The following is a 20,025-nucleotide window of genomic DNA, read 5'->3' as shown; positions in this document are numbered from 1 at the left end:
CCTTTAAAGGATAAAAAAGTAAAAGGGTAAAAAAGTAAAACAGCGATATGAAGAAGATAAGACAAAGATATTGCCAAGGAGTAATGGGTGGAAAGGATGGCTTTTCAGCTAAGGTCAGCCATTGCCTTTCGGTGTTTTACCAACAACGTGCTTTACCATTCTACCTTTTTACCCTCTTAGTTGTTGTGCTTTCTTCTTGTGCCAAGATGGGACAACCTGACGGTGGATGGTACGATGAGACGCCACCAAGAGTGTTAGGTGCCTCCCCTACTGAACGAGCAACCGACGTAAATAGTAAGAAGGTGAATATCTATTTCAACGAGTTCATCAAGTTGGAGAACGCATCAGAGAAGGTTGTTGTCTCTCCCCCACAGATTGAAGCTCCTGAAATTAAGGCTACTGGTAAACGAATTACAGTAAGTTTACAAGACAAGTTACAGCCTAACACCACCTATACCATCGACTTCTCTGACGCTATCACAGATAACAACGAGGGTAACCCATTAGGAAACTACACCTATAGTTTCTCTACTGGCGACCATATCGATACACTCGAAGTAGCTGGTTATGTGTTAGAAGCTGAGAATTTAGAGCCTGTAAAGGGTATTCTCGTGGGCCTTTACAGCAATCAGAACGATACAGCTTTCCAGAAACAACCAATGCTTCGCGTCTCACGTACCGACAGTCGTGGTCATTTCAGCATACGAGGTGTTGCCAAGGGTGACTATCGTATCTATGCACTACAGGACATGGACGGCAACTATATGTACAATCAGAAGAGCGAGAAGTTGGCTTTCACGCCCGAAGTCATCATGCCATCATGGAAGCCAGATATACGACAAGACACGCTATGGATTGATTCCTTGCACATCAAGGATATCAAACAGGTGCCTTACACTCACTTCCTTCCAGACGATGTGGTGCTGAATTCCTTTACACCCACACAAACAGACCGCTACTTCCTCAAGTCTGAACGCAAGGAACCAAACCACTTTACGCTCTTTTTCAGTTATGGTGACGCCGACCTTCCACAGATAAAAGGACTCAATTTTAACGATAAAGATGCGTTTATAACAGAGCCAAGTCTGAACCAAGATACGATTATCTACTGGCTGCGTGACACTGTCCTCGTCAACCAAGACACACTGCGAATGCAGATGCTTTATAACATGACGGACAGTGCAGGTAAGCTTGTCCCTAAGACAGATACGTTAGAGATACTCTCAAAGGTGCCTTACGCGAAGCGTTTAAAGCGCCAGCAGGAGGAATACGACAAATGGGTTAAGAAACAAGAGAAGGCAAAAGAACGTGGAAAAGCGTTTGAAACGACAATGCCTGTCACACCTTTGGAGGTCAGATATAATGTTCCTTCGCAAATGGATCCTGACCAAAACCCAACATTCGAACTCCCCACCCCAATTGCAAAGACGGATACGTCCAAGATACATCTTTACGAAAAGATAGACTCCTTATGGTATCGAGCGAAGTATAATTTCGGTGCTGAACCTGGAAAACCGCGCTCTTTGAAGTTAGTAAGTGCATGGGACCCAGGACATGAATACAGTGTTGAGGTTGATTCTGCAGCCTTTACAGACATCTATGGTAAGGTTTCTGCAAAGTATAAGCAGGGCGTTCGTATCCCATCAATTGACGAGTATGGTACGCTAATAATGACCTTACAGAACATGGAAGGTAAGAACTGCTTGTTGCAGTTGCTCAACGAAAGCGACAAACCAGTGAAAGAGGCGTACGCAAAGAACAACCAGGCAACCTTCCATTACATCAAGCCAGGCAACTACTATCTACGCCTTATCGTCGATGATAACGACAACGGAAAATGGGATACGGGTGATTATGCAACCCAACGACAGCCCGAAGCCGTTTATTATTACCCGAAGGCTATCGAGTGTAAGGCTAAGCGTGATGTACAGGGAACGTGGAATCCACGTCTACTCCCACTCTACAAGCAGAAGCCTGCAGCTATAACAAAGCAGAAGGCTGATGCGCAACGCAAGATAAAGAGACGCAATGCCGAACGTGCTCGCAGTCTTGATATCTCACTACCTGACGAACTTCTCAACTCGGGCCAGTAGAAACAAAGGAAACGAAAGAACAGGTTTAGTAAAACCTATCCATACGACAAGCACCCTCATCTATCCCCTATCATCTTAAAGATAGGATTGACGAGGGTGTTTTTATTATATCAATTCCGTAATAGATAACGCTCCGCACCATTGGTGCGAACCATCAGCACCATTGGTGCGGACCGTCAACACGACATGTGCTGAGCATCAAAACATCGGTTGAAAATGGGAAGAAAGAATCTTCTAAAGGCTTATTAAGACTACTTTTTAACCAATACAGCTTACTATCTATTAAGATACTGAAATACCAGAAATCAATGCTAAGATACGTCCCAAACGGCTGTTACAATAACCATAAAGCAGCTTATAGACCAAGAAAGAGCCATAAACGCCTATCAGAAAAGCAAGGATAATATAAACGACATTATCAAAATGAGTAAAGCGCATAAGTATTTGTAAACTCAATGCTTGAAAGATTCCATGATAAAGATAGATAGTATAAGAAGCAGGAGAGAGGTGATTGAAGAAATGAAGCTCATATTTTGCGTATAAGCGTGCCAAAGCAACAGACATAAGAATACTATCCATAACAAGAAATAAACCCGCTATAGAGAATGAATTTGCCTTATATCAAAAGATTGGATTACGTCCTACCTCTGCCTTCATAACCTCTATTAATTAACCACTGCAACCTTACAAACAGTGCCATTATCACCGTTTTCGTCAGCTGTTTGCACCATATAAACACCCGATGCAACACGTTTTCCATTCTTATCCTTGCCATCCCAGACGAAAGAACCACCATTACTGGTACCTTCTGCGACAAGAACTCCATTCGTGGTTACAATCTTTACATCTACATTCTGCGACAAACCAACAATCGTGATTGGACCTGTATAACCTGGTTTTACTGGGTTAGGATAGGCGTATGTGGTCTCATCATTAGGTGAATCTACAGCCTTTGTAGCATCACTCATATAGGAACAGAGACCATTATCAGTAGCAAAGAACACCTCTCCAGTGGCATCATTGATTGAAATAGACTGAATATTATTAGACAGCAGATGACTATTTGTAGTCGTAAAATGCTGCAACTGTGTCATATTATCTGCACTAATGAGGTAGACACCAGTACCTTTCGTACCAAACCACTTACGTCCTCCGCCATCAACCGATATTGCAGTAATATCAAGACCAGCGAGAAGATAGTCTGCAAGATTGGTTCCATCGTTACGCGGAACCTTAACTTGTACAAAGCGATAGTTATCCTGTTCGTTCATTTGAGATCGCTGAAGAAGCATCGGACCAGCCGTTGTTCCCACCCAAATATTATGGTCTAAGTCTTCTGCCCAGCAGTGAACAGCTGTAATATCTACGTTAGAACCATCCTCATTCACAAAGCGAGTATAGGCTTTGAGCTTATCATTCTTAGGGTCATAAGAGAAGAGTCCTGGCTGTATCCAGTAATCATTGCAAAACCAAAGGAGGTTACGACTGTCCAAACGCATCTGTGATAAGCCTGAGAGTCCTACACCATCTTTCATCAGTTCAGGCTTACTGAAGGATGTCATCTGCCCATCCTTCGACAAACGAATTAGGTTTTCTTTCTTCGTTTGGTTATTGAGTACCCATAGATTACCCTCTCTATCGTAAGCCAATCCGTAGACAAGTACATAATCATTACCCAGTTCTCTACCTCTGTCTATGGCTCCTTGAAGGATGCTATTATCCTTGTTATAGAAAGCTACCATCTTACCAGACATAAACTCATAGAGGCCTGTTCGTGCTCCTACATACACATGATTGCTATTGCGAGGGTCTATTGCTACCGCCTTTGTTCCTATATAAGGATAACCTGTACGAGTAGAAAGATTGTCCTCAAAGAAGTCCCAATCATCACCCTGTAACACCTGTACAATACCCGGATTCTCCCAGTTATTAACGGTCGGATTGTAGATACCTCCAGTACCATAAAGACGGTTATTAAGGAAGGTAGTCCATACAAAGGTGTTGCGTTTTGGACCGCCAGGATTAAGTACTTTTGCCTGTGCCAATAGTGCTGCATCAGCTGTTCTTGGACGCTCTACATAAGTTCCTACGTTCGTCCAGTTATTTCTATCGAGGAGATTAGCAGACAAGGCAGCACGATATAGTCCGTTACTTTGGCTGGCAGCATAGATATAACCGCCCTCAATATAGCTGTAATTGACAGGGAAGGAGAGGTTATAACTGTCGCTTATTTCTGCTTTAGCAACATTGAGTTTGACAAGTCCAAAACCTGTAGAGAGATAACAATAGACGCCAGACATATCAATACCATTGACGGTTTTGTCTGCCATTGTTGTCTTTAGATAGTAATCCGGCACATTTGTTACATTACCTCTATCGTCTAATAGGTCGATATTATTATTCGAATAGATAATAACCAACCGACGAGCTGTCTTATTCCATGCGATGAAACGGATATCCGTATCGCTCAAACCATTGACTTTATCGTAGGTCTTTATACTCTGATCGTTCTTGTTATAAGTATAAAGGCTATTGGAAGCAAGCACATACAACTTGTTACTTCCTTCTTCAACCCACTGTACATCACTGTAAGCAAGATAATTCTTCCATGTTCCTACACCACCAGCAAGGGCAGTTACAACAAGAGAAAAGAATAGAAAAAGCGATAGGAAATATCTTTTTATTGTCATATAGCGTTCTTTGTGTAATGTAAATAATACAACAGTTTATAGATATTAAACCAAAAAACGTTCGGTTTATTGCCTAAGAGGCAATTCTTTATAGGCTCATTAAATAGCTTATAAGCTGTTACAAAAAGTGGAGAGAGGTGTAAACGCTCAATCTGTTCGGCTTTATCAAGCAAACGAGAGTAGCCTTTCAGCTCCTTTCTGAAGGCAAATAGCGTGCGCAAAGCTTCTTCTGTCTTAGCAAGATAGCTTGCGTTATCCTCAAAATCACAGAAGAGTACGGGGTTTTCTATATGCTTTATTGCCACTTGTTGCTGCTGGAACCGTTTGCCTAAGAGTACATCTTCATAGCCATAATGGCTGATGTTCTCATCATAAGGCTTCTCACCTAAGACCGAACGGCGTACAAGTAGATTTGTTGCTAAATGCTGATAAGGCTGACTTTGACGGCTCTCAACGGTATTAATTGCTTCACATTGTCGCTCATAATGGTATCTAAGGTTGCCTTTCCATTGGTCAGGATTACCCCCTATGGCTATTCCTCCAACTACAACATCTCCCTCTGTCTGCAGATAGTTGCGAATGAAGGAAGGGTTATTCAACGACAAATCGCCATCAATAAAGAGCAGCCTATCACCCTTAGCCTGCGACACAAGGAAGTTGCGAATAGCCGAACGCCCCACGTTCTTCTCCCTGATAATATAGCGAACATGGGGTAGGTTCTCTATCGTTCGGTTCTCTTCTACGAGGCAGTGCCTCGTAGCACGGGACCTAACAGCAGCAGAAGAGCAGGGTAGGAGAGGGCTGGCATCTATGCTATCAGGGGGTGATAACACGCTATCGGAGCTTGACAAAGAGCCATCATCAGCCACAATGATTTCAAAGTCTGCCTTACATTCCACGCACTGCCGCTGTAACTCTGTCACCAAAGCTACACAATTACAGTTATAAACAGGGAGAAGAATAGACAACATAGCAGATATTAAATAGTTATATTCCTAATGTCAAACAAATAACACATAGGCTACTTAGCTTCGAATCAGGGCTTGTCAAGCTAACAAAAGCAGCCCTTTTCAGCCGTTATATCAGCCTATAAGCAGAATAAAGAAACTGCCTTCCTCAAATTATTTTCATGAAAATAAATTCTTTTTTACGTGAAAAGAAATATTTTTTTACGTGAGAAGAAATATTTATTTTCATGAAAATAATTCGGAAAAGGGTATTTATCGAAGTCTAAAAGGGGGCTTTTATGGTTTTACGTTGTTAGCTCTTTCCTTCTTAAAAAGCCTCTTTAGCCTTTTTATTCTTTTACCCTTTCAGCCTTCCTAAGTATTCCGCCAACTTCTTTACAGCCCTTGCACGATGAGAAATCTGGTTCTTTATCTCCTCACCCAACTCTGCAAAGCTCTTGTCATAACCCTCTGGAATGAAGATAGGGTCGTACCCGAAGCCCTCCTTACCATGCTTCTCAGTAGCGATTCTACCCTTTACCTTACCCTCAAACTGGTGTTCTACACCATCAATGATAAGCGAGATAATAGTGCGAAAACAGGCTTTACGATTGTCCTTCCCTTCTAAGTTTGCCAACAGCTTACGCATATTTGCCTCGCTATCGTGGTCGGTTCCCTCTGCATAACGAGCTGAATGTACACCGGGTTCACCACCGAGCGCCTCCACTTCAAGTCCTGTGTCGTCAGCAAAACAGTTCTGACCATAGTGTTCAACGACGTAAGAAGACTTCTGACGTGCATTCTCCTCCAGTGTAGCTCCAGTCTCAGGGATATCCTCATGACAGCCTATTTCAGCCAAGGAGACGATTTCAAAGTCCTTTCCAAGGATGTCCTTAATCTCCTCGAGCTTGTGTTTATTATTCGTTGCAAATACTATTTTCATCTTCGTAAATCCTTTCCTTACTATGAAAAAACTATGTTATCACATCAAGCCCCTTGTCAACACAACAGGGACCCACCACTCATGTGCTCGCAAAAGATTACAACCATTGGACACACGAGTCATGTGTCCCTGTGGTATAGTATGTGGAACACAGCCCTTCTGCTTATTTATTTCTTTTCATTCGCAGGCTTTTTCATGGCTTCAGCCAACTTCTTTTCCTGCTTTTTCATTTCCTTTTTAGCCTTAATCTTTATCTGATCGAATCCTTCACCATAGACACCGATAACCGAACTCTGGCTTACAAAGGCGGTTGGGTCAACCATCTTGATGATACGGAAGATAGTTTTACTCTCGTTACGCTTTGCCAACAAGCAGATAACCTTCATATCATTGCCAGTGTACCAACCATGTCCGTCAAGGATAGTCAGCGCATGCTCGGTCTCCTCAACAATTGCTTTGGCTATTTCCTCATGTTTCCAAGAGAAGATCATGAACTGTACTGACTCGCGCCTCATATTCATCACGTGGTCTAACATAAAACACTCGATGAACATCGTACAGTAACCAAAGACCATCTTATGCAAGCGTTCCATGACATCACCAAACTGAGGGAAGAATAAACAGCTACCCACAATCAAGATGTCAACGCCCATTAAGACCTGTCCTAACGAGATATCATGATACTTATTGACACAGGCAGCAATGATATCCGTACCACCCGTACTTCCATTATTTAGGAAGACGATTGCCAATCCCGTACCCGTAAGACTACAACCTATTATCAATGACATAAAAGCCTGTCCCTCACCAAGCATCTTGACAAAGTGCCCTGTGGCATCTTTCGGCATCAAGTCCTGTGCAAAAATCAATAGGAAATAAAGGGCAAAGATAGCATAAATGGTCTTCATCAGGAACTTAAAGCCCAATATCTTCAGAGCAACTATCAACAAAGAGATGTTGATAATCATGTAAGTATTCTGAATCTTAAAACCCGTAGCATAGTAGATTACGGCAGACATACCCGTCACTCCACCCGTTACAATCTCATAAGGCATTAGAAAAACTGTAAAGGCAGCAGCGTAAATAATTAAGCCAATGGTCAAGAAAAAGTAATCTTTGGCTTCGGATCGGATGAGTTGTTGATCAATGGTCATAGGCTCATAGAATGGTTAAGACGAAGAGGCTGTATCAAAACACGACTGTAGTGGATACTAACATACGGACTTCATTTCCGTTGGCGATTACCGCTGTTAGAGAAACAAACCTGCAACCCTGTTTCCATACAGCCTCTTCTATGGTTTATTGAATAGTTATTTGCAAACGATATTGATAATCTTCTTCGGCACAACGATGATCTTTACGATTGTCTTACCGTCGATATAGTGCTGGCTTCGTTCGTCTTCTAAAGCCTTCTTCTCAATATCTTCCTTCGTTGCATCAGCTGGGAAAGTCATCTGGAAACGTGCCTTACCATTGAAAGATACAGTCAGCTGAACCTCATTCTCTACGAGATAAGACTCGTCCCATGCTGGCCATTCAGCATCGAAGACACTCTTTGTCTCACCACCCAACTGCTCCCACAGTTCTTCTGCCATGTGAGGTGCGAATGGAGCAATGACGATAACCATCTTCTTCAATAGTTCACGGTTAGCACACTTCTGCTGTCCGAGTTCGTTGACGCAAATCATAAACGCAGAAACAGCTGTGTTGTAAGAGAACTGCTCAATATCTCCTGTCACCTTCTTGATAAGCTTATGAACGCTCTTCAATGAATCCTTTGAAGGCTCATCATCGTTGAGTTCCTGCTGATAAAGCTTCCAGAACTTCTTCAAGAAACGGAAACAACCATCGATACCGTTCGTATCCCAAGGCTTACTTGCCTCTACAGGACCGAGGAACATTTCGTAAAGACGGAGTGTGTCTGCGCCATACTGCTCAACAATCACATCTGGATTGACAACGTTGAACATTGACTTAGACATCTTCTCTACCGCCCAACCGCATTTATAGGTGGCGGGTGTTGGGTGTTGGGTGTTGATGAAATCTGATGATGATGTGCCATCTTCGAAGATGAATTCAGCATTGTTATACTCTGGACGCCATGCCTTGAAAGCCTCAACATCCAATACATCAGCGTGAACAATATTCACATCAACATGGATAGGAGTTGTTTCATACTTGTCTTTCTGGCCTAAGCTGACAAATACTGGTGCCTTTGAGTGGTCGTCAGAGTTGATACGATAAACGAAGTTAGAGCGTCCTTGGATCATTCCTTGGTTCACCAACTTCTCGAAAGGCTCCTCCTTACAGCTGCAACCACAGTCAAAGAGGAACTTATTCCAGAAACGACTGTAAATCAAGTGACCTGTTGCATGTTCGGTACCACCAACATAAAGGTCTACATTCTGCCAATACTCGTCTGCCTTTTTGCCCACTAATGCTTCGTCATTGTGTGGGTCCATATAGCGAAGATAGTATGCTGAGCTACCAGCAAAGCCCGGCATCGTATTCAACTCCAATGGGAATACAGTCTTATCGTCAACCAATGCCTTCTCTACAACCTTACGCTCAGCCTCGTTCCAAGCCCAAACCTTTGCACGACCCAATGGTGGTTCGCCGCTTTCTGTTGGTTCATACTTGTCAATTTCAGGCAATTCGAGAGGTAAACACTCCTCTGGTATCATGTAAGGCATTCCCTGCTTGTAATAGACTGGGAATGGTTCACCCCAGTAACGCTGGCGTGAGAAGATAGCATCACGCAGACGATAGTTCACCTTCACACGACCGATACCCTTCTCAGTAACAAACTGCTTGGTCTTGGCAATAGCCTCCTTCACCGTAAGACCATTGAGAGAGAAACCGTCCATGCTCTCTTTTCCTGCAGCAGGAGAGTTGGTTACGATTCCTTCCTTTGCATCAAAGCTCTCTTCAGAGACGTCAGCACCCTCTATCAATGGGATGATTGGGAGGTTGAAATGCTTTGCAAAGGCATAGTCACGACTGTCATGAGCAGGCACAGCCATAATCGCTCCTGTTCCATATCCAGCCAAAACATACTCTGAAATCCAAATAGGAATCTGTTCACCAGTGAATGGATTGATACCGTATGAGCCTGAAAAGACACCTGTCACCTTGCGGTCAGACATGCGTTCCAGCTCTGTGCGCTTCTTTACATACGCCAAATACTCCTCTACCTCAGCCTTCTGAGCCTCTGAAGTAAGTTCTGCAACGAGTTCTGACTCTGGTGCCAATACCATGAAGCTAACACCGAACATCGTATCAGCACGCGTGGTAAAGATAGTGAAATGACCCTCTTTCTGACCTCCATCTGCTACTGGAGTCTGGTACTTGAATTCAACTTCTGTACCCTCAGAACGGCCAATCCAGTTCTTCTGTGTCTCCTTGATAGAGTCAGACCAGTTAACTGTCTCCAATCCATCAAGCAATCGCTGTGAATAAGCTGACACACGAAGACACCACTGCTTCATCAACTTCTGTACGACAGGATAGCCTCCACGCTCGCTCACACCATTGACAACCTCGTCATTAGCAAGCACTGTTCCGAGTCCCGGACACCAGTTTACCATCGTCTCACCGAGGTAAGCAATACGATAGTTCATGAGCTTCTCCTGCTGTTCCTGCTCGTCCATGCTCGACCAGTCACGTGCCGAGAAAATCAGTTCCTCGCCCTGTGCGACATTAAGATTCAGTGTTCCTTCTTCCTCAAAGTGGCGAACAAGGTCCTTGATAGGCATTGCCTTCTGCAGTGTATAGTCATAATAAGACTCGAACATACGCTCGAAAGCCCACTGTGTCCAGTGATAATAACGTGGGTCACAGGTGCGTACCTCACGGTCCCAGTCGAAACTGAAACCTATCTTATCCAACTGCTCACGATAACGAGCAATGTTTGTATCGGTTGTCAGCTGTGGATGCTGACCCGTCTGAATGGCATACTGCTCAGCAGGAAGTCCGTAAGCATCATATCCCATAGGGTTCAACACGTTGAAACCCTTCAGTCGCTTATAGCGTGCATAGATGTCACTTGCAATATAACCCAATGGGTGTCCAACGTGCAATCCGGCTCCTGATGGATAAGGGAACATATTAAGTACATAGAACTTCTGCTTGTTCTCGTCCTCAACAACTTTGTAGGTCTTATTCTCAACCCACTTCTGTTGCCATTTCTTCTCAATGTCAATGAAGTTGTATTCCATTCTTATTTTCTATTATAACTAATGTGCAAATTTACAAAAAGTTTCCGTAAAACACTTCGTTTCGTTGGGAATTATAGAACGAAAAAATATAATATTCCTTGTTTACTTAGGGCAGAATAAGTCCTTTATAACAATAAACTGCTCTTATCTTAACTGCATATTGCATGCCTTTCACTCTTCCGCACCACACGTGCGAAGCGTTCGCACCATTGGTGCGGAGCCTCAACACCACTTGTGTTAAGCCTCGATACGCCAGTAGTTAAGGGCTGGATTAGGGGAGATTGCTGTTAAATTAAACCATTGGTAAGGCTTTATTGACATACAGATAAAGAAAAAGTATTATCAAAACCCTATTAATCAATACATTAAAAGAGGATTCATTCCGTTTAACAATCTGCTTTCTAACCGAACACTATGAGCATTTCTGCATTGTAATTTTCTTGCATATTAATAAAGAAAAAAGCACTAAAAAGGATTAAAATATGGGACATAAGGACAAGAATGCAAAAATACTTTTGAAATAAATTGCAACTTATTAAGAAAAAACATATATTTGCATCATATTGATAACTATAAACTTAATGCTTTGAATATGTGGAATAAATTAATACTATTACTCACTGCTTGCATCTCTGCAACAGCCCTATCAGCCCAGAACACAACTAAAACAGACTCAACAAAGACACAGAAGTTGGAGGAAGTCGTCGTAGCACAAAGGCGCCAGCTTATCAAGAATGATATTGACAAGCTAACGTATGACGTGCAGCATGACAAGACTGCACAGACGAAGACGACCTTAGAAATACTCAAGAAAATACCCCTTGTCACCGTTGACGGACAAGAAAACATCAGAGTTCAAGGCTCTACAAGTTTTAAGGTGTATAGGAACGGACATCCTGACCCAAGTCTTTCAGGGCAGAACCTTAAGGATATTCTCAAGGCAATACCTGCTTCTACGATCAAAAGGATTGAGGTTATCACTGATCCCGGTGCCAAGTATGATGCTGAAGGGACTACGGCTATCCTCAACATCGTCATGATGAGCAATACTAAACTACAAGGAATATCAGGCAATGTAAACTCTGATGTCGACACTCACGGCTCTACAAGGCTTGGTACTTATCTAACAACAAAGGTGGGAAAGCTCACGACAACCATCAATTATAACTACATGAACCAAAGCAGAAAACAAACAGAGAACAATAGAGAGGAGGTTTACAACTACGTAAAGACAGGCGAACAAAAACGTGAATATGGGACTAACAGCACTGCAGCAACAATACATTTCGGTGATATCAGTGCCAGTTACGAGATTGACTCACTCAACTTGCTGACCGCATCGACCAATTTTCTTGGCTATAAAGCCGATGCCAACGCACAAAACACAAATGAACGATGGGATAAGAACAATCAGTTGATTTACAAATTCGACAACAATATGACTACTCCGGGCTATTCTCATCTTAATATTGGAGGACGTTTGGATTATCAACATAAGACTCATTTAGATGGAGAAATCCTAACGCTTTCTTATATGTTGGCAGTTACACGACCACACACCATCTTCCGTCAGATGTATAACAACATGGTTAACTTCCCTGTCAACTATACAAGTTACGACCAGAACACCCGTGAACGCTTCACAGAACATACTTTCCAAATTGACTATGTACGCCCCTTTGGAAAACACCATAAGATAGAAAGTGGAACGAAATATATCCTTCGTTACAACAATAGTACGTCATTAATGGACTATCAAGGGACTACCCCTGACATGGAAAGTAAGTTCAAGCATAACGCACAAGTGGCTGCTGCCTACCTCTCATATATCTTCACCGCTGGTAAATGGGCTGCTCGCGCAGGTTTGAGATATGAGTTTACTCGCATGAAAGCGTCCTATCCCGATGGTAGTAACCCTGATTACCATACTAATCTCAATGACTGGGTACCATCAGCAAGCCTACAATACAAGATTAGTGATAGTCAAACACTGAAGTTTAGCTATAATACCAGCATCAACAGACCCGGCATCGGCTATCTCAATCCAGCCATCATTAGCACACCAACAGCAGTCTCTTTCGGTAATGCAAACTTAGGAAGCAGTCGCAATCAAAAGCTACAACTTGTGTATATGTTGGTTACTTCAAAACTTACTTTGCAATTAAGTCCCTATTATTCATTTACCAACAATGGTATAGGTCGTATCTTGTATGAACAAAATCGTAAAGATGTTTCTACCTTTCAGAACATTTTGAAAAGTAAAATATTTGGTATTTCATCCTACACAGAATGGACTCCTTTCACTGGAACATCGTTTATACTCAACGCTTCCATGCGATATGCCCGAATCACCTTGCCCACACCTTCTACCAAGAACAGCGGCTGCGGTGGTGGTATCTACTTTAATTGGGTGCAGGAAATACCTTGGGAATTAACATTGACAACCAGTATTGGAGGTGAATATGGTAATAGGATTTACAATCCGTATGCCATTAAAGGACGTTGGTTCTACTATAATTTTTCACTGACTCGTCGCTTTCTTAAAGACAAGCTGACAGTATCTTTATCAGCTAATTCTCCTTTCAGCAAAAATAGAGAAACTATCTCTCGTATTGTTCAAGGTGATTATACTGGTTATGAACGCTCTGTTATGTACCCTCGATACTTTAACATCGGATTTTCATGGAGCTTTGGTAAGTTAAAGGCAAGTGTCAAGAAGGCTGTACGAAGCATTAAAAATGATGACTTAGTGGGTGGAGAAAAGAAGTAGAAACAGGTCGTTAGGACTGCATACACAGCAACTTAACGCACCTATTTTAGGTTCTTCCGTTAAATGTGTGGATACTTTTCCTATTGCTTTAACGGAAGAATCGAAGTTACTCATTAAATAAAAACCATGGCTAAGACAGTCAACTTTCTGTCCTCTTATCATCCTCTGACATTGAAAATCATTTCTTTTTAGACTTCGAAAATATGTAGATAAAAGTTTGAAAAATCATTACATAATTTCAAAGAAAACATCTATAACTAACGGTAAAAACACATATAAGAAGCAGGTTTGCAATCAACAGAGAATCAATTAGTTACCAAATGGCAAAATAAAAGGTGCTTAATTGGACTTTAAAAGGGCGTTAGTAAGGGTCTTAAAGGGCACCTTTTGCAAGCCAAAAGGGCGTCTTTTAGAAGCTAAAAGAGCATGTATTCAAAATTATGATGTGAAAAATTATGACAAAGTAACAGGCTATTAGCCCTATTGGGCTTATTAGCCTAATTAGGCTAATTAGGCTAATAGGGAATACATCTATTGTAGAAGACAGATAGTCATCACTTGTCAACTCGTCAATCCGTTAACTCATTAACTTTCTGCCACTATCTTTTGCCATTATAATAAAAAAGGAGTATCTTTGCGAAAGACAAATATAGATACCCTTTAGACAAGTATTTCTCCTCCTTCTCTACTCGAAAGAGAGGAGCAAGAGTGGATATTTTACGCTTATGGCAACACATCCTTTATGGTCTGACGACTACTGGCTACTACTCCTACAGCTTTATCTTAAAAAGCCAGAGGGAATGAAACCGATGTATTCACGTGCGTTGGTAGACCTCAGTTTGGAACTACACATACCACCAAAGAACCTCTATGAACAGCTTTTTAAGTTGCGACATCGTGATATGCCCATCATTAATCTGATTTGGGAGACGTATGGAGAGAACACAAGAAAGCTCAACAAAGACGTAAAGAAACTGCGTTCGATGAAGGGGTTTGGGCAACCTAAGAAGTTCTATGATGGTGTGAAGGTGCGCGAAACCTTTGAACATGACTTCCTACCAGTGGAAGGGGGGGCTACAGAGCTGAAGCCTTTTATGCTTATTATGATTCTCGATCTCTATTTCCGTCTTACTCCTATTACAATGGCAGCGGAGACACCTGAGGTGATAGACCTTGCTAAACTGATGAAGATAAAACCACAAATGATTGTAGAGGTAATGGATGTGTTCCAACTCTGCGACCCCTATCTGAACCGTGACGACCTTCTGATATCGCCCTTATTAATGCCCTGTCAGGAGGTATGGAACCGTTATGGAAATGATAACCCAGAGAAACTTTCTGCCTTAGCAGCACAATTAAAGGAATATTTCACTTGATTATACTTGTTTTTTTAGTACTTTTGTAGCACAATTCAGGTAAACAATGGCACAGGAACAAGTACAGATTCAGACCCAGAAACAGCAACAAGTGCAGCGTCTCTCACAACAGCAGATGCTGCAAGTAAAGTTGTTGGAGATGCCACTGACAGAATTAGAGGAAAGTGTTAATGCTGAACTCGATGATAATCCTGCCTTAGAAGCAGGAGGGGAGGAGACTGATAGCATTGACGACAACGATACTGTAGAGCATTCAGAAGACGATGATTTCGACACACTTCAGGAACGAGAAGAACGACAAGATGCGCTCGACTCGGCATTGGAGCGTATGCGTTCGGATGATGATCTTCCTACATACGATTCAAGACAGCAACGAAATAATGCTGAATATGAGGAGATTGTGTATGGAGACACAACTTCCTTCATTGATAAACTCAATGAGCAGGTGGGAGAAAGAGAGCTTACTGAAAGGCAGAAGAGTATCTTGGAGTATCTTATCGGTAGTCTTGATGATGACGGACTCTTACGAAAAGACCTCGATAGTATCAGCGATGAGTTAGCTATCTACTATGGGATTGACGCGTCAACTAAGGAATTAGAGGAGGTACTGAAGATTCTGCAGGACTTTGACCCAGCTGGTATCGGTGCAAGAGACTTGCAAGAATGTCTCTTGTTGCAGATAGATCGTAAGGTTGAGAACGGTGAGTGGGAGAAAGATAGTCATCTGTATAAATACATCTACAATATCCTTTCGCATCATTTCGACGCTTTCAAAAAGAAGCATTGGGATAAGATTCAAAGCGCATTGTCGCTGTCTGACCTTCAAGTAGAGGCACTTCAGCGTGAGATTCGTAAGTTGAATCCGAAGCCGGGGTCGTCAATGGGTGAGACACAAGGACGTAACCTGCAACAGATAACACCTGACTTTATCATTGACACAGAGGATGATGGTACGGTTACTTTCAGCTTAAACCACGGCAATCTACCAGAGTTGCACGTTTCGCAGACCTTCAACGATATGATGGAGACCTATCGAAACAACAAAGCTAATATGAATCGACAGGAGAAGGAGGCGTTGCTTTATGCCAAAGAGAAGGTGGAAAAGGCACAAGGATTTATCGAAGCGGTAAAGCAAAGACGTCATACGCTGCAGGTGACGATGAAGGCTATCATCGATATTCAGCGGAAATTCTTCCAAGACGGAGATGAGGCTGACCTCAAACCAATGATTCTTAAAGACATTGCCGACCGTACAGGATTAGACATCTCTACCATATCACGTGTGAGCAACATCAAGTATGCACAGACACGTTGGGGTACTTTCCCTCTGCGTTTCTTCTTCACTGATAGCTATACAACGGAAGATGGCGAGGAAATGTCTACTCGTAAAATCAAGTTGGCACTCAAAGAAGTAATCGACAAAGAGGACAAACGCAAGCCTCTCAGCGATGATGCGCTTGCTAAAGTGATGAAAGAAAAGGGCTTCCCAATAGCCCGTCGCACTGTTGCCAAGTACCGCGAACAACTCGGTTTGCCTGTGGCAAGACTGAGGAAGGAGTGATGTAATTAGGTGTTGGATGTTAGGTGTTAGGTGTTAAAGTATGAACGAAAAGAACATTATATTAACAGCAAGGGTTGTGAGTATGGTTCTCACACCATTCTATTTACCCGTTGTGGGCATATTAGCTATCTTTACTTTTAGCTATCTTAGTATGTTCCCATGGCAGGCAAAGCTGTCGTATGTCTTTTTGGTTTACGCTTTTACAGTACTTATCCCTACCTTACTCATCCACCTTTACCGCCAATACCACGGCTGGACATTGATTCAGTTAGGGCAACGAGAGCGAAGAATGGTTCCTTACGTGATTTCTATTCTTTGCTACTTCACGTGCTTTTATATCATGAACATCCTACACCTGCCTCACATGCTGACGTCTATACTTATGGTAGCATTGATCATTCAGATTCTATGTGCTATCATCAACGTATGGTGGAAGATATCAACACATACGGCAGCTATAGGTGGTGTGACAGGCTCTTTGATAGCCTTTTCACTGCTATTCAACTTCAATCCGATGTGGTGGCTTTGTCTTACGCTCATCGTTTCGGGCTTTGTAGGTAGCAGTAGAATGATTCTCAGGCAACATTCATTGGAGCAAGTGGCATCGGGTTTCTTCTTAGGAATCATCTGTTCATTCATTACAATCATCGTTGTATAGAATCAATAGCAGTAGAAAAGTCCACTGATTGCCAAAGAATAAAGAATAAACTGACAGGAAATTACATCTGTCTTAAGAATAAATACACATAAAACAAACAAAGAAAATAAACTTAATACATAAAGAATATGAAGCCATTAGTTAGTATTATCATGGGTTCAACAAGCGATTTACCCGTAATGGAAAAAGCTTGTAAGTGGTTGGAAGAGCAAGAGATTCCTTTTGAAGTGAATGCACTCTCAGCTCATCGTACACCTGACGCAGTAGAGACTTTTGCCAAAGAAGCAAAAGGTCGTGGAGTAAAAGTTATCATTGCTGCGGCTGGTATGGCTGCTGCTCTACCCGGTGTTATCGCTGCTTCAACACCACTTCCAGTCATTGGCGTGCCAATTAAGGGTATGCTCGATGGTCTTGATGCCTTACTTTCTATCGTTCAGATGCCTCCTGGCATTCCAGTTGCTACTGTTGGCGTTAATGGAGCACAGAATGCTGCCATCCTTGCAGCTGAGATGATAGCACTCGGTGATGAGGCTATTGCAAAGAAGATTGACAACTGGAAGGCTTCATTAGGTCAGAAAATAGAGAAGGCTAACAAGGAGTTAGCTGAGCTAAAGGATTATAAGTTTAAGTGCTAAGACCATCCCTAACCCCTCAAAAAGGTGGAGTAACAATGGGAAACAATTAGGGTAAAGGTCGTTACCACTTATTACCTCTTACTATAACCCCTCTCTCAGAGGGGCGTAGGGAGGTTGTTCATCATCCCAAAAGGGCTTGGGGAGGTACCCCATTATCCAAATAGAACATGATAGATTTATTCAACTTTGAAAGAAGGAAAACCTCTGTCACGCATGTTGGTGCACTCAACATTGGTGGAGAGAACCCTGTACGCGTACAATCAATGACAACGACTTCTACGGATGATACCGAAGGAAGTGTTGCACAAGCTAAGCGTATCATTGATGCAGGAGGAGAACTTGTACGCCTCACAACGCAGGGAAAGCGCGAAGCAGAGAACTTAAAGAATATCAATGCACAACTACGTGCAGACAATTATATGGCTCCGCTCTGTGCGGATGTTCACTTTAATGCGAATGTAGCAGACGTTGCTGCACTCTATGCAGAGAAGGTTCGTATCAATCCGGGTAACTATGTCGACCCTGCTCGTACGTTCAAAAAGCTGGAGTATACCGATGAGGAATATGCGCAAGAGCTACAGAAGATTGAGGACAGACTGATTCCTTTCATCAATATATGTAAGGAGAACCATACCGCTGTACGTATTGGTGTCAACCATGGTAGCCTCTCTGACCGTATTCGTAACCGTTATGGCGATACACCAGAAGGTATTGTAGAGAGCTGTATGGAGTTCCTCCGCATCTTCCGTAAGTATGACTTCCATGACATTGTCATCTCTATCAAATCCTCAAACACGGTTGTTATGGTTCGTTCCGTACGCCTTCTTGTGGCTGAGATGGACAAGGAAGGTATGCACTATCCGCTCCACCTTGGTGTTACCGAGGCTGGTGAAGGTGAAGACGGACGTATTAAGAGTGCCGTAGGTATTGGTGCCTTACTCGCTGATGGTATCGGTGACACGATCCGTGTATCACTGAGTGAAGAGCCAGAGTGCGAGATTCCGGTGGCTAAACACCTTACATGGTATATCCGTCGACACGAGAAACATCATCTCATCCCTGCTGAACAGTATGATGGCTTTGATTATCTCCATCCTAACCGACGTGAGACAGTGGCTGCAGGCAATATCGGTGGCGAGAATGTTCCTGTTGTTATTGCCACTCGAAAGGCTGATCAAGCAACTGCCGAGGTGTCATCACCAGAGCTACCAAAGCCCGATTATATCTATGTACAGGGTGAATTACCTGAAAAAAGGGCAAAGAAACAGAAGTATATCCTTGATTATGACGCCTATATGAATCTTGCCAACAGTGGTAAGCAGTCCTTAGAGAACGTCTATCCTATCTTCCCTGTGACGGGAATGCCTTTCATCAGTGCGATAAACAGTGATGTTAAGTTCCTCGTCTTGAAGTTCGGTACACCTTCAGAGGAGTTCCTTGCTTGTCTGAAAGCACATCCAGAGGTGGTTGTGGTATGTATGACAAGCCATCAGAACCGCCTTGGCGACCAGCGTGCATTGGCGCATCAACTGATGATAGCAGGGGTAAAGAACCCTATCATCTTCGCCCAGATGTATCAGCATTCAACTACCGAAGAGAAGGAAGAGAGCAGTAACAGCCAACAGGCTGAGACAACTACGGCTAAAGAGAAGTTCCAATTGGAGGCTGCAGCAGATATGGGTGCACTCATGATGGACGGACTTACCGATGGTATTTGGCTGATGAACAATGGCAACCTCTCACAAGAGGATGTTGAGCAAACGGCTTTCGGTATTCTTCAAGCAGGTAGATTGCGCATGGTGAAGACTGAATACATCTCTTGCCCGGGCTGTGGACGTACGCTCTACGACCTTCGTACGACGATTGCCCGCATCAAAGAAGCTACCAAGGGAATGAAAGGACTGAAGGTAGGTATCATGGGCTGTATCGTGAATGGTCCCGGTGAGATGGCTGATGCAGACTATGGATACGTGGGTGCAGGTCCTAAGAAGGTGAGCCTATACCGCAAACAGGTATGCGTTGAGCACAATATCCCAGAGGAGGAAGCGGTCGAGCGATTGCTTGCCTTAATCAAGGCAGATCAGAATAAGGCTTAAATCGGCGATTAGGACTCAATAGATGTAATTCAACATCGG

13 protein-coding genes are annotated in these 20,025 nt (G+C 42.8%); 7 read left to right on the top strand and 6 right to left on the bottom strand.

From position 1 onward, the window contains the following. The first annotated feature begins 47 nt into the window (after positions 1-47). Positions 48-2,093: an Ig-like domain-containing protein gene (locus HMPREF0659_RS00175; RefSeq protein WP_013264257.1), complete on the top strand. Its 2,046-nt coding sequence runs from the start codon at positions 48-50 to the stop codon at positions 2,091-2,093. Between the two features lie 282 nt (positions 2,094-2,375). Here HMPREF0659_RS00175 and HMPREF0659_RS00170 read toward each other — a convergent pair whose 3' ends face one another. The 6 genes from HMPREF0659_RS00170 to HMPREF0659_RS00145 all read right to left on the bottom strand — a co-directional run bounded on the left by HMPREF0659_RS00170 (position 2,376) and on the right by HMPREF0659_RS00145 (position 10,890). After that, on the bottom strand, positions 2,376-2,672 hold the full coding sequence (locus tag HMPREF0659_RS00170; protein WP_044045779.1) for a hypothetical protein: 297 nt from the start codon (positions 2,670-2,672) through the stop codon (positions 2,376-2,378). An 86-nt stretch (positions 2,673-2,758) separates the two neighbouring features. After that, positions 2,759-4,783, bottom strand: coding sequence for a type IX secretion system anionic LPS delivery protein PorZ (porZ, locus tag HMPREF0659_RS00165; RefSeq protein WP_013264768.1), 2,025 nt, complete (start codon positions 4,781-4,783; stop codon positions 2,759-2,761). Next, positions 4,780-5,754, bottom strand: a complete 975-nt coding sequence (locus HMPREF0659_RS00160; RefSeq protein WP_013263991.1) for a glycosyltransferase family 2 protein — start codon at positions 5,752-5,754, stop codon at positions 4,780-4,782. Before HMPREF0659_RS00160 ends, porZ begins: the two co-directional genes overlap by 4 nt. A gap of 334 nt (positions 5,755-6,088) precedes the next feature. Further along, positions 6,089-6,673, bottom strand: a complete 585-nt coding sequence (locus tag HMPREF0659_RS00155; protein ID WP_013264990.1) for a non-canonical purine NTP diphosphatase — start codon at positions 6,671-6,673, stop codon at positions 6,089-6,091. A gap of 167 nt (positions 6,674-6,840) precedes the next feature. Beyond that, entirely contained in the window at positions 6,841-7,827 is a 987-nt protein-coding gene (locus HMPREF0659_RS00150; protein WP_013264043.1) for a YitT family protein, read from the bottom strand. A gap of 156 nt (positions 7,828-7,983) precedes the next feature. After that, positions 7,984-10,890, bottom strand: coding sequence for a leucine--tRNA ligase (locus HMPREF0659_RS00145; RefSeq protein ID WP_013264213.1), 2,907 nt, complete (start codon positions 10,888-10,890; stop codon positions 7,984-7,986). 592 nt (positions 10,891-11,482) lie between these two features. On the opposite strand from HMPREF0659_RS00145, the gene HMPREF0659_RS00140 reads away from it, so the two are divergent. From HMPREF0659_RS00140 to HMPREF0659_RS00115, 6 genes are all read left to right on the top strand, one after another. Beyond that, positions 11,483-13,660 (top strand): outer membrane beta-barrel family protein, encoded by a 2,178-nt coding sequence (locus HMPREF0659_RS00140; RefSeq protein WP_226893179.1) that lies wholly within the window; start codon positions 11,483-11,485, stop codon positions 13,658-13,660. 725 nt (positions 13,661-14,385) lie between these two features. Then, positions 14,386-15,036 (top strand): hypothetical protein, encoded by a 651-nt coding sequence (locus HMPREF0659_RS00135; RefSeq protein ID WP_013264010.1) that lies wholly within the window; start codon positions 14,386-14,388, stop codon positions 15,034-15,036. Positions 15,037-15,082: 46 nt separating this feature from the next. Further along, complete coding sequence (gene rpoN, locus HMPREF0659_RS00130) at positions 15,083-16,597, top strand: RNA polymerase factor sigma-54 (protein WP_013264971.1); 1,515 nt, start codon at positions 15,083-15,085, stop codon at positions 16,595-16,597. Between the two features lie 40 nt (positions 16,598-16,637). After that, positions 16,638-17,255, top strand: coding sequence for a hypothetical protein (locus tag HMPREF0659_RS00125; protein ID WP_004358931.1), 618 nt, complete (start codon positions 16,638-16,640; stop codon positions 17,253-17,255). Between the two features lie 128 nt (positions 17,256-17,383). Then, positions 17,384-17,890 (top strand): 5-(carboxyamino)imidazole ribonucleotide mutase, encoded by a 507-nt coding sequence (gene purE, locus HMPREF0659_RS00120; RefSeq protein WP_013264725.1) that lies wholly within the window; start codon positions 17,384-17,386, stop codon positions 17,888-17,890. A 167-nt stretch (positions 17,891-18,057) separates the two neighbouring features. Then, the gene (locus tag HMPREF0659_RS00115) at positions 18,058-19,986 is read left to right on the top strand and encodes a 4-hydroxy-3-methylbut-2-en-1-yl diphosphate synthase (RefSeq protein WP_013264915.1); all 1,929 of its coding nucleotides are present in this window, start codon (positions 18,058-18,060) and stop codon (positions 19,984-19,986) included. Positions 19,987-20,025: the final 39 nt, after the last annotated feature.

The sequence above is a fragment of the Prevotella melaninogenica ATCC 25845 genome (assembly GCF_000144405.1).
Lineage (GTDB): Bacteria > Bacteroidota > Bacteroidia > Bacteroidales > Bacteroidaceae > Prevotella > Prevotella melaninogenica.
Note: the sequence above shows the minus strand (reverse complement) of the source record. Positions and strands in the feature narration are given on the sequence as shown.

Coding starts and splice junctions, on each gene's coding strand:
- HMPREF0659_RS00175 (WP_013264257.1), top strand. CDS start 48: ATGAAGAAGATAAGACAAAGATATTGCCAAGGAGTAATGGGTGGAAAG.
- HMPREF0659_RS00170 (WP_044045779.1), bottom strand. CDS start 2,672: ATGGATAGTATTCTTATGTCTGTTGCTTTGGCACGCTTATACGCAAAA.
- porZ (WP_013264768.1), bottom strand. CDS start 4,783: ATGACAATAAAAAGATATTTCCTATCGCTTTTTCTATTCTTTTCTCTT.
- HMPREF0659_RS00160 (WP_013263991.1), bottom strand. CDS start 5,754: ATGTTGTCTATTCTTCTCCCTGTTTATAACTGTAATTGTGTAGCTTTG.
- HMPREF0659_RS00155 (WP_013264990.1), bottom strand. CDS start 6,673: ATGAAAATAGTATTTGCAACGAATAATAAACACAAGCTCGAGGAGATT.
- HMPREF0659_RS00150 (WP_013264043.1), bottom strand. CDS start 7,827: ATGACCATTGATCAACAACTCATCCGATCCGAAGCCAAAGATTACTTT.
- HMPREF0659_RS00145 (WP_013264213.1), bottom strand. CDS start 10,890: ATGGAATACAACTTCATTGACATTGAGAAGAAATGGCAACAGAAGTGG.
- HMPREF0659_RS00140 (WP_226893179.1), top strand. CDS start 11,483: ATGTGGAATAAATTAATACTATTACTCACTGCTTGCATCTCTGCAACA.
- HMPREF0659_RS00135 (WP_013264010.1), top strand. CDS start 14,386: ATGGCAACACATCCTTTATGGTCTGACGACTACTGGCTACTACTCCTA.
- rpoN (WP_013264971.1), top strand. CDS start 15,083: ATGGCACAGGAACAAGTACAGATTCAGACCCAGAAACAGCAACAAGTG.
- HMPREF0659_RS00125 (WP_004358931.1), top strand. CDS start 16,638: ATGAACGAAAAGAACATTATATTAACAGCAAGGGTTGTGAGTATGGTT.
- purE (WP_013264725.1), top strand. CDS start 17,384: ATGAAGCCATTAGTTAGTATTATCATGGGTTCAACAAGCGATTTACCC.
- HMPREF0659_RS00115 (WP_013264915.1), top strand. CDS start 18,058: ATGATAGATTTATTCAACTTTGAAAGAAGGAAAACCTCTGTCACGCAT.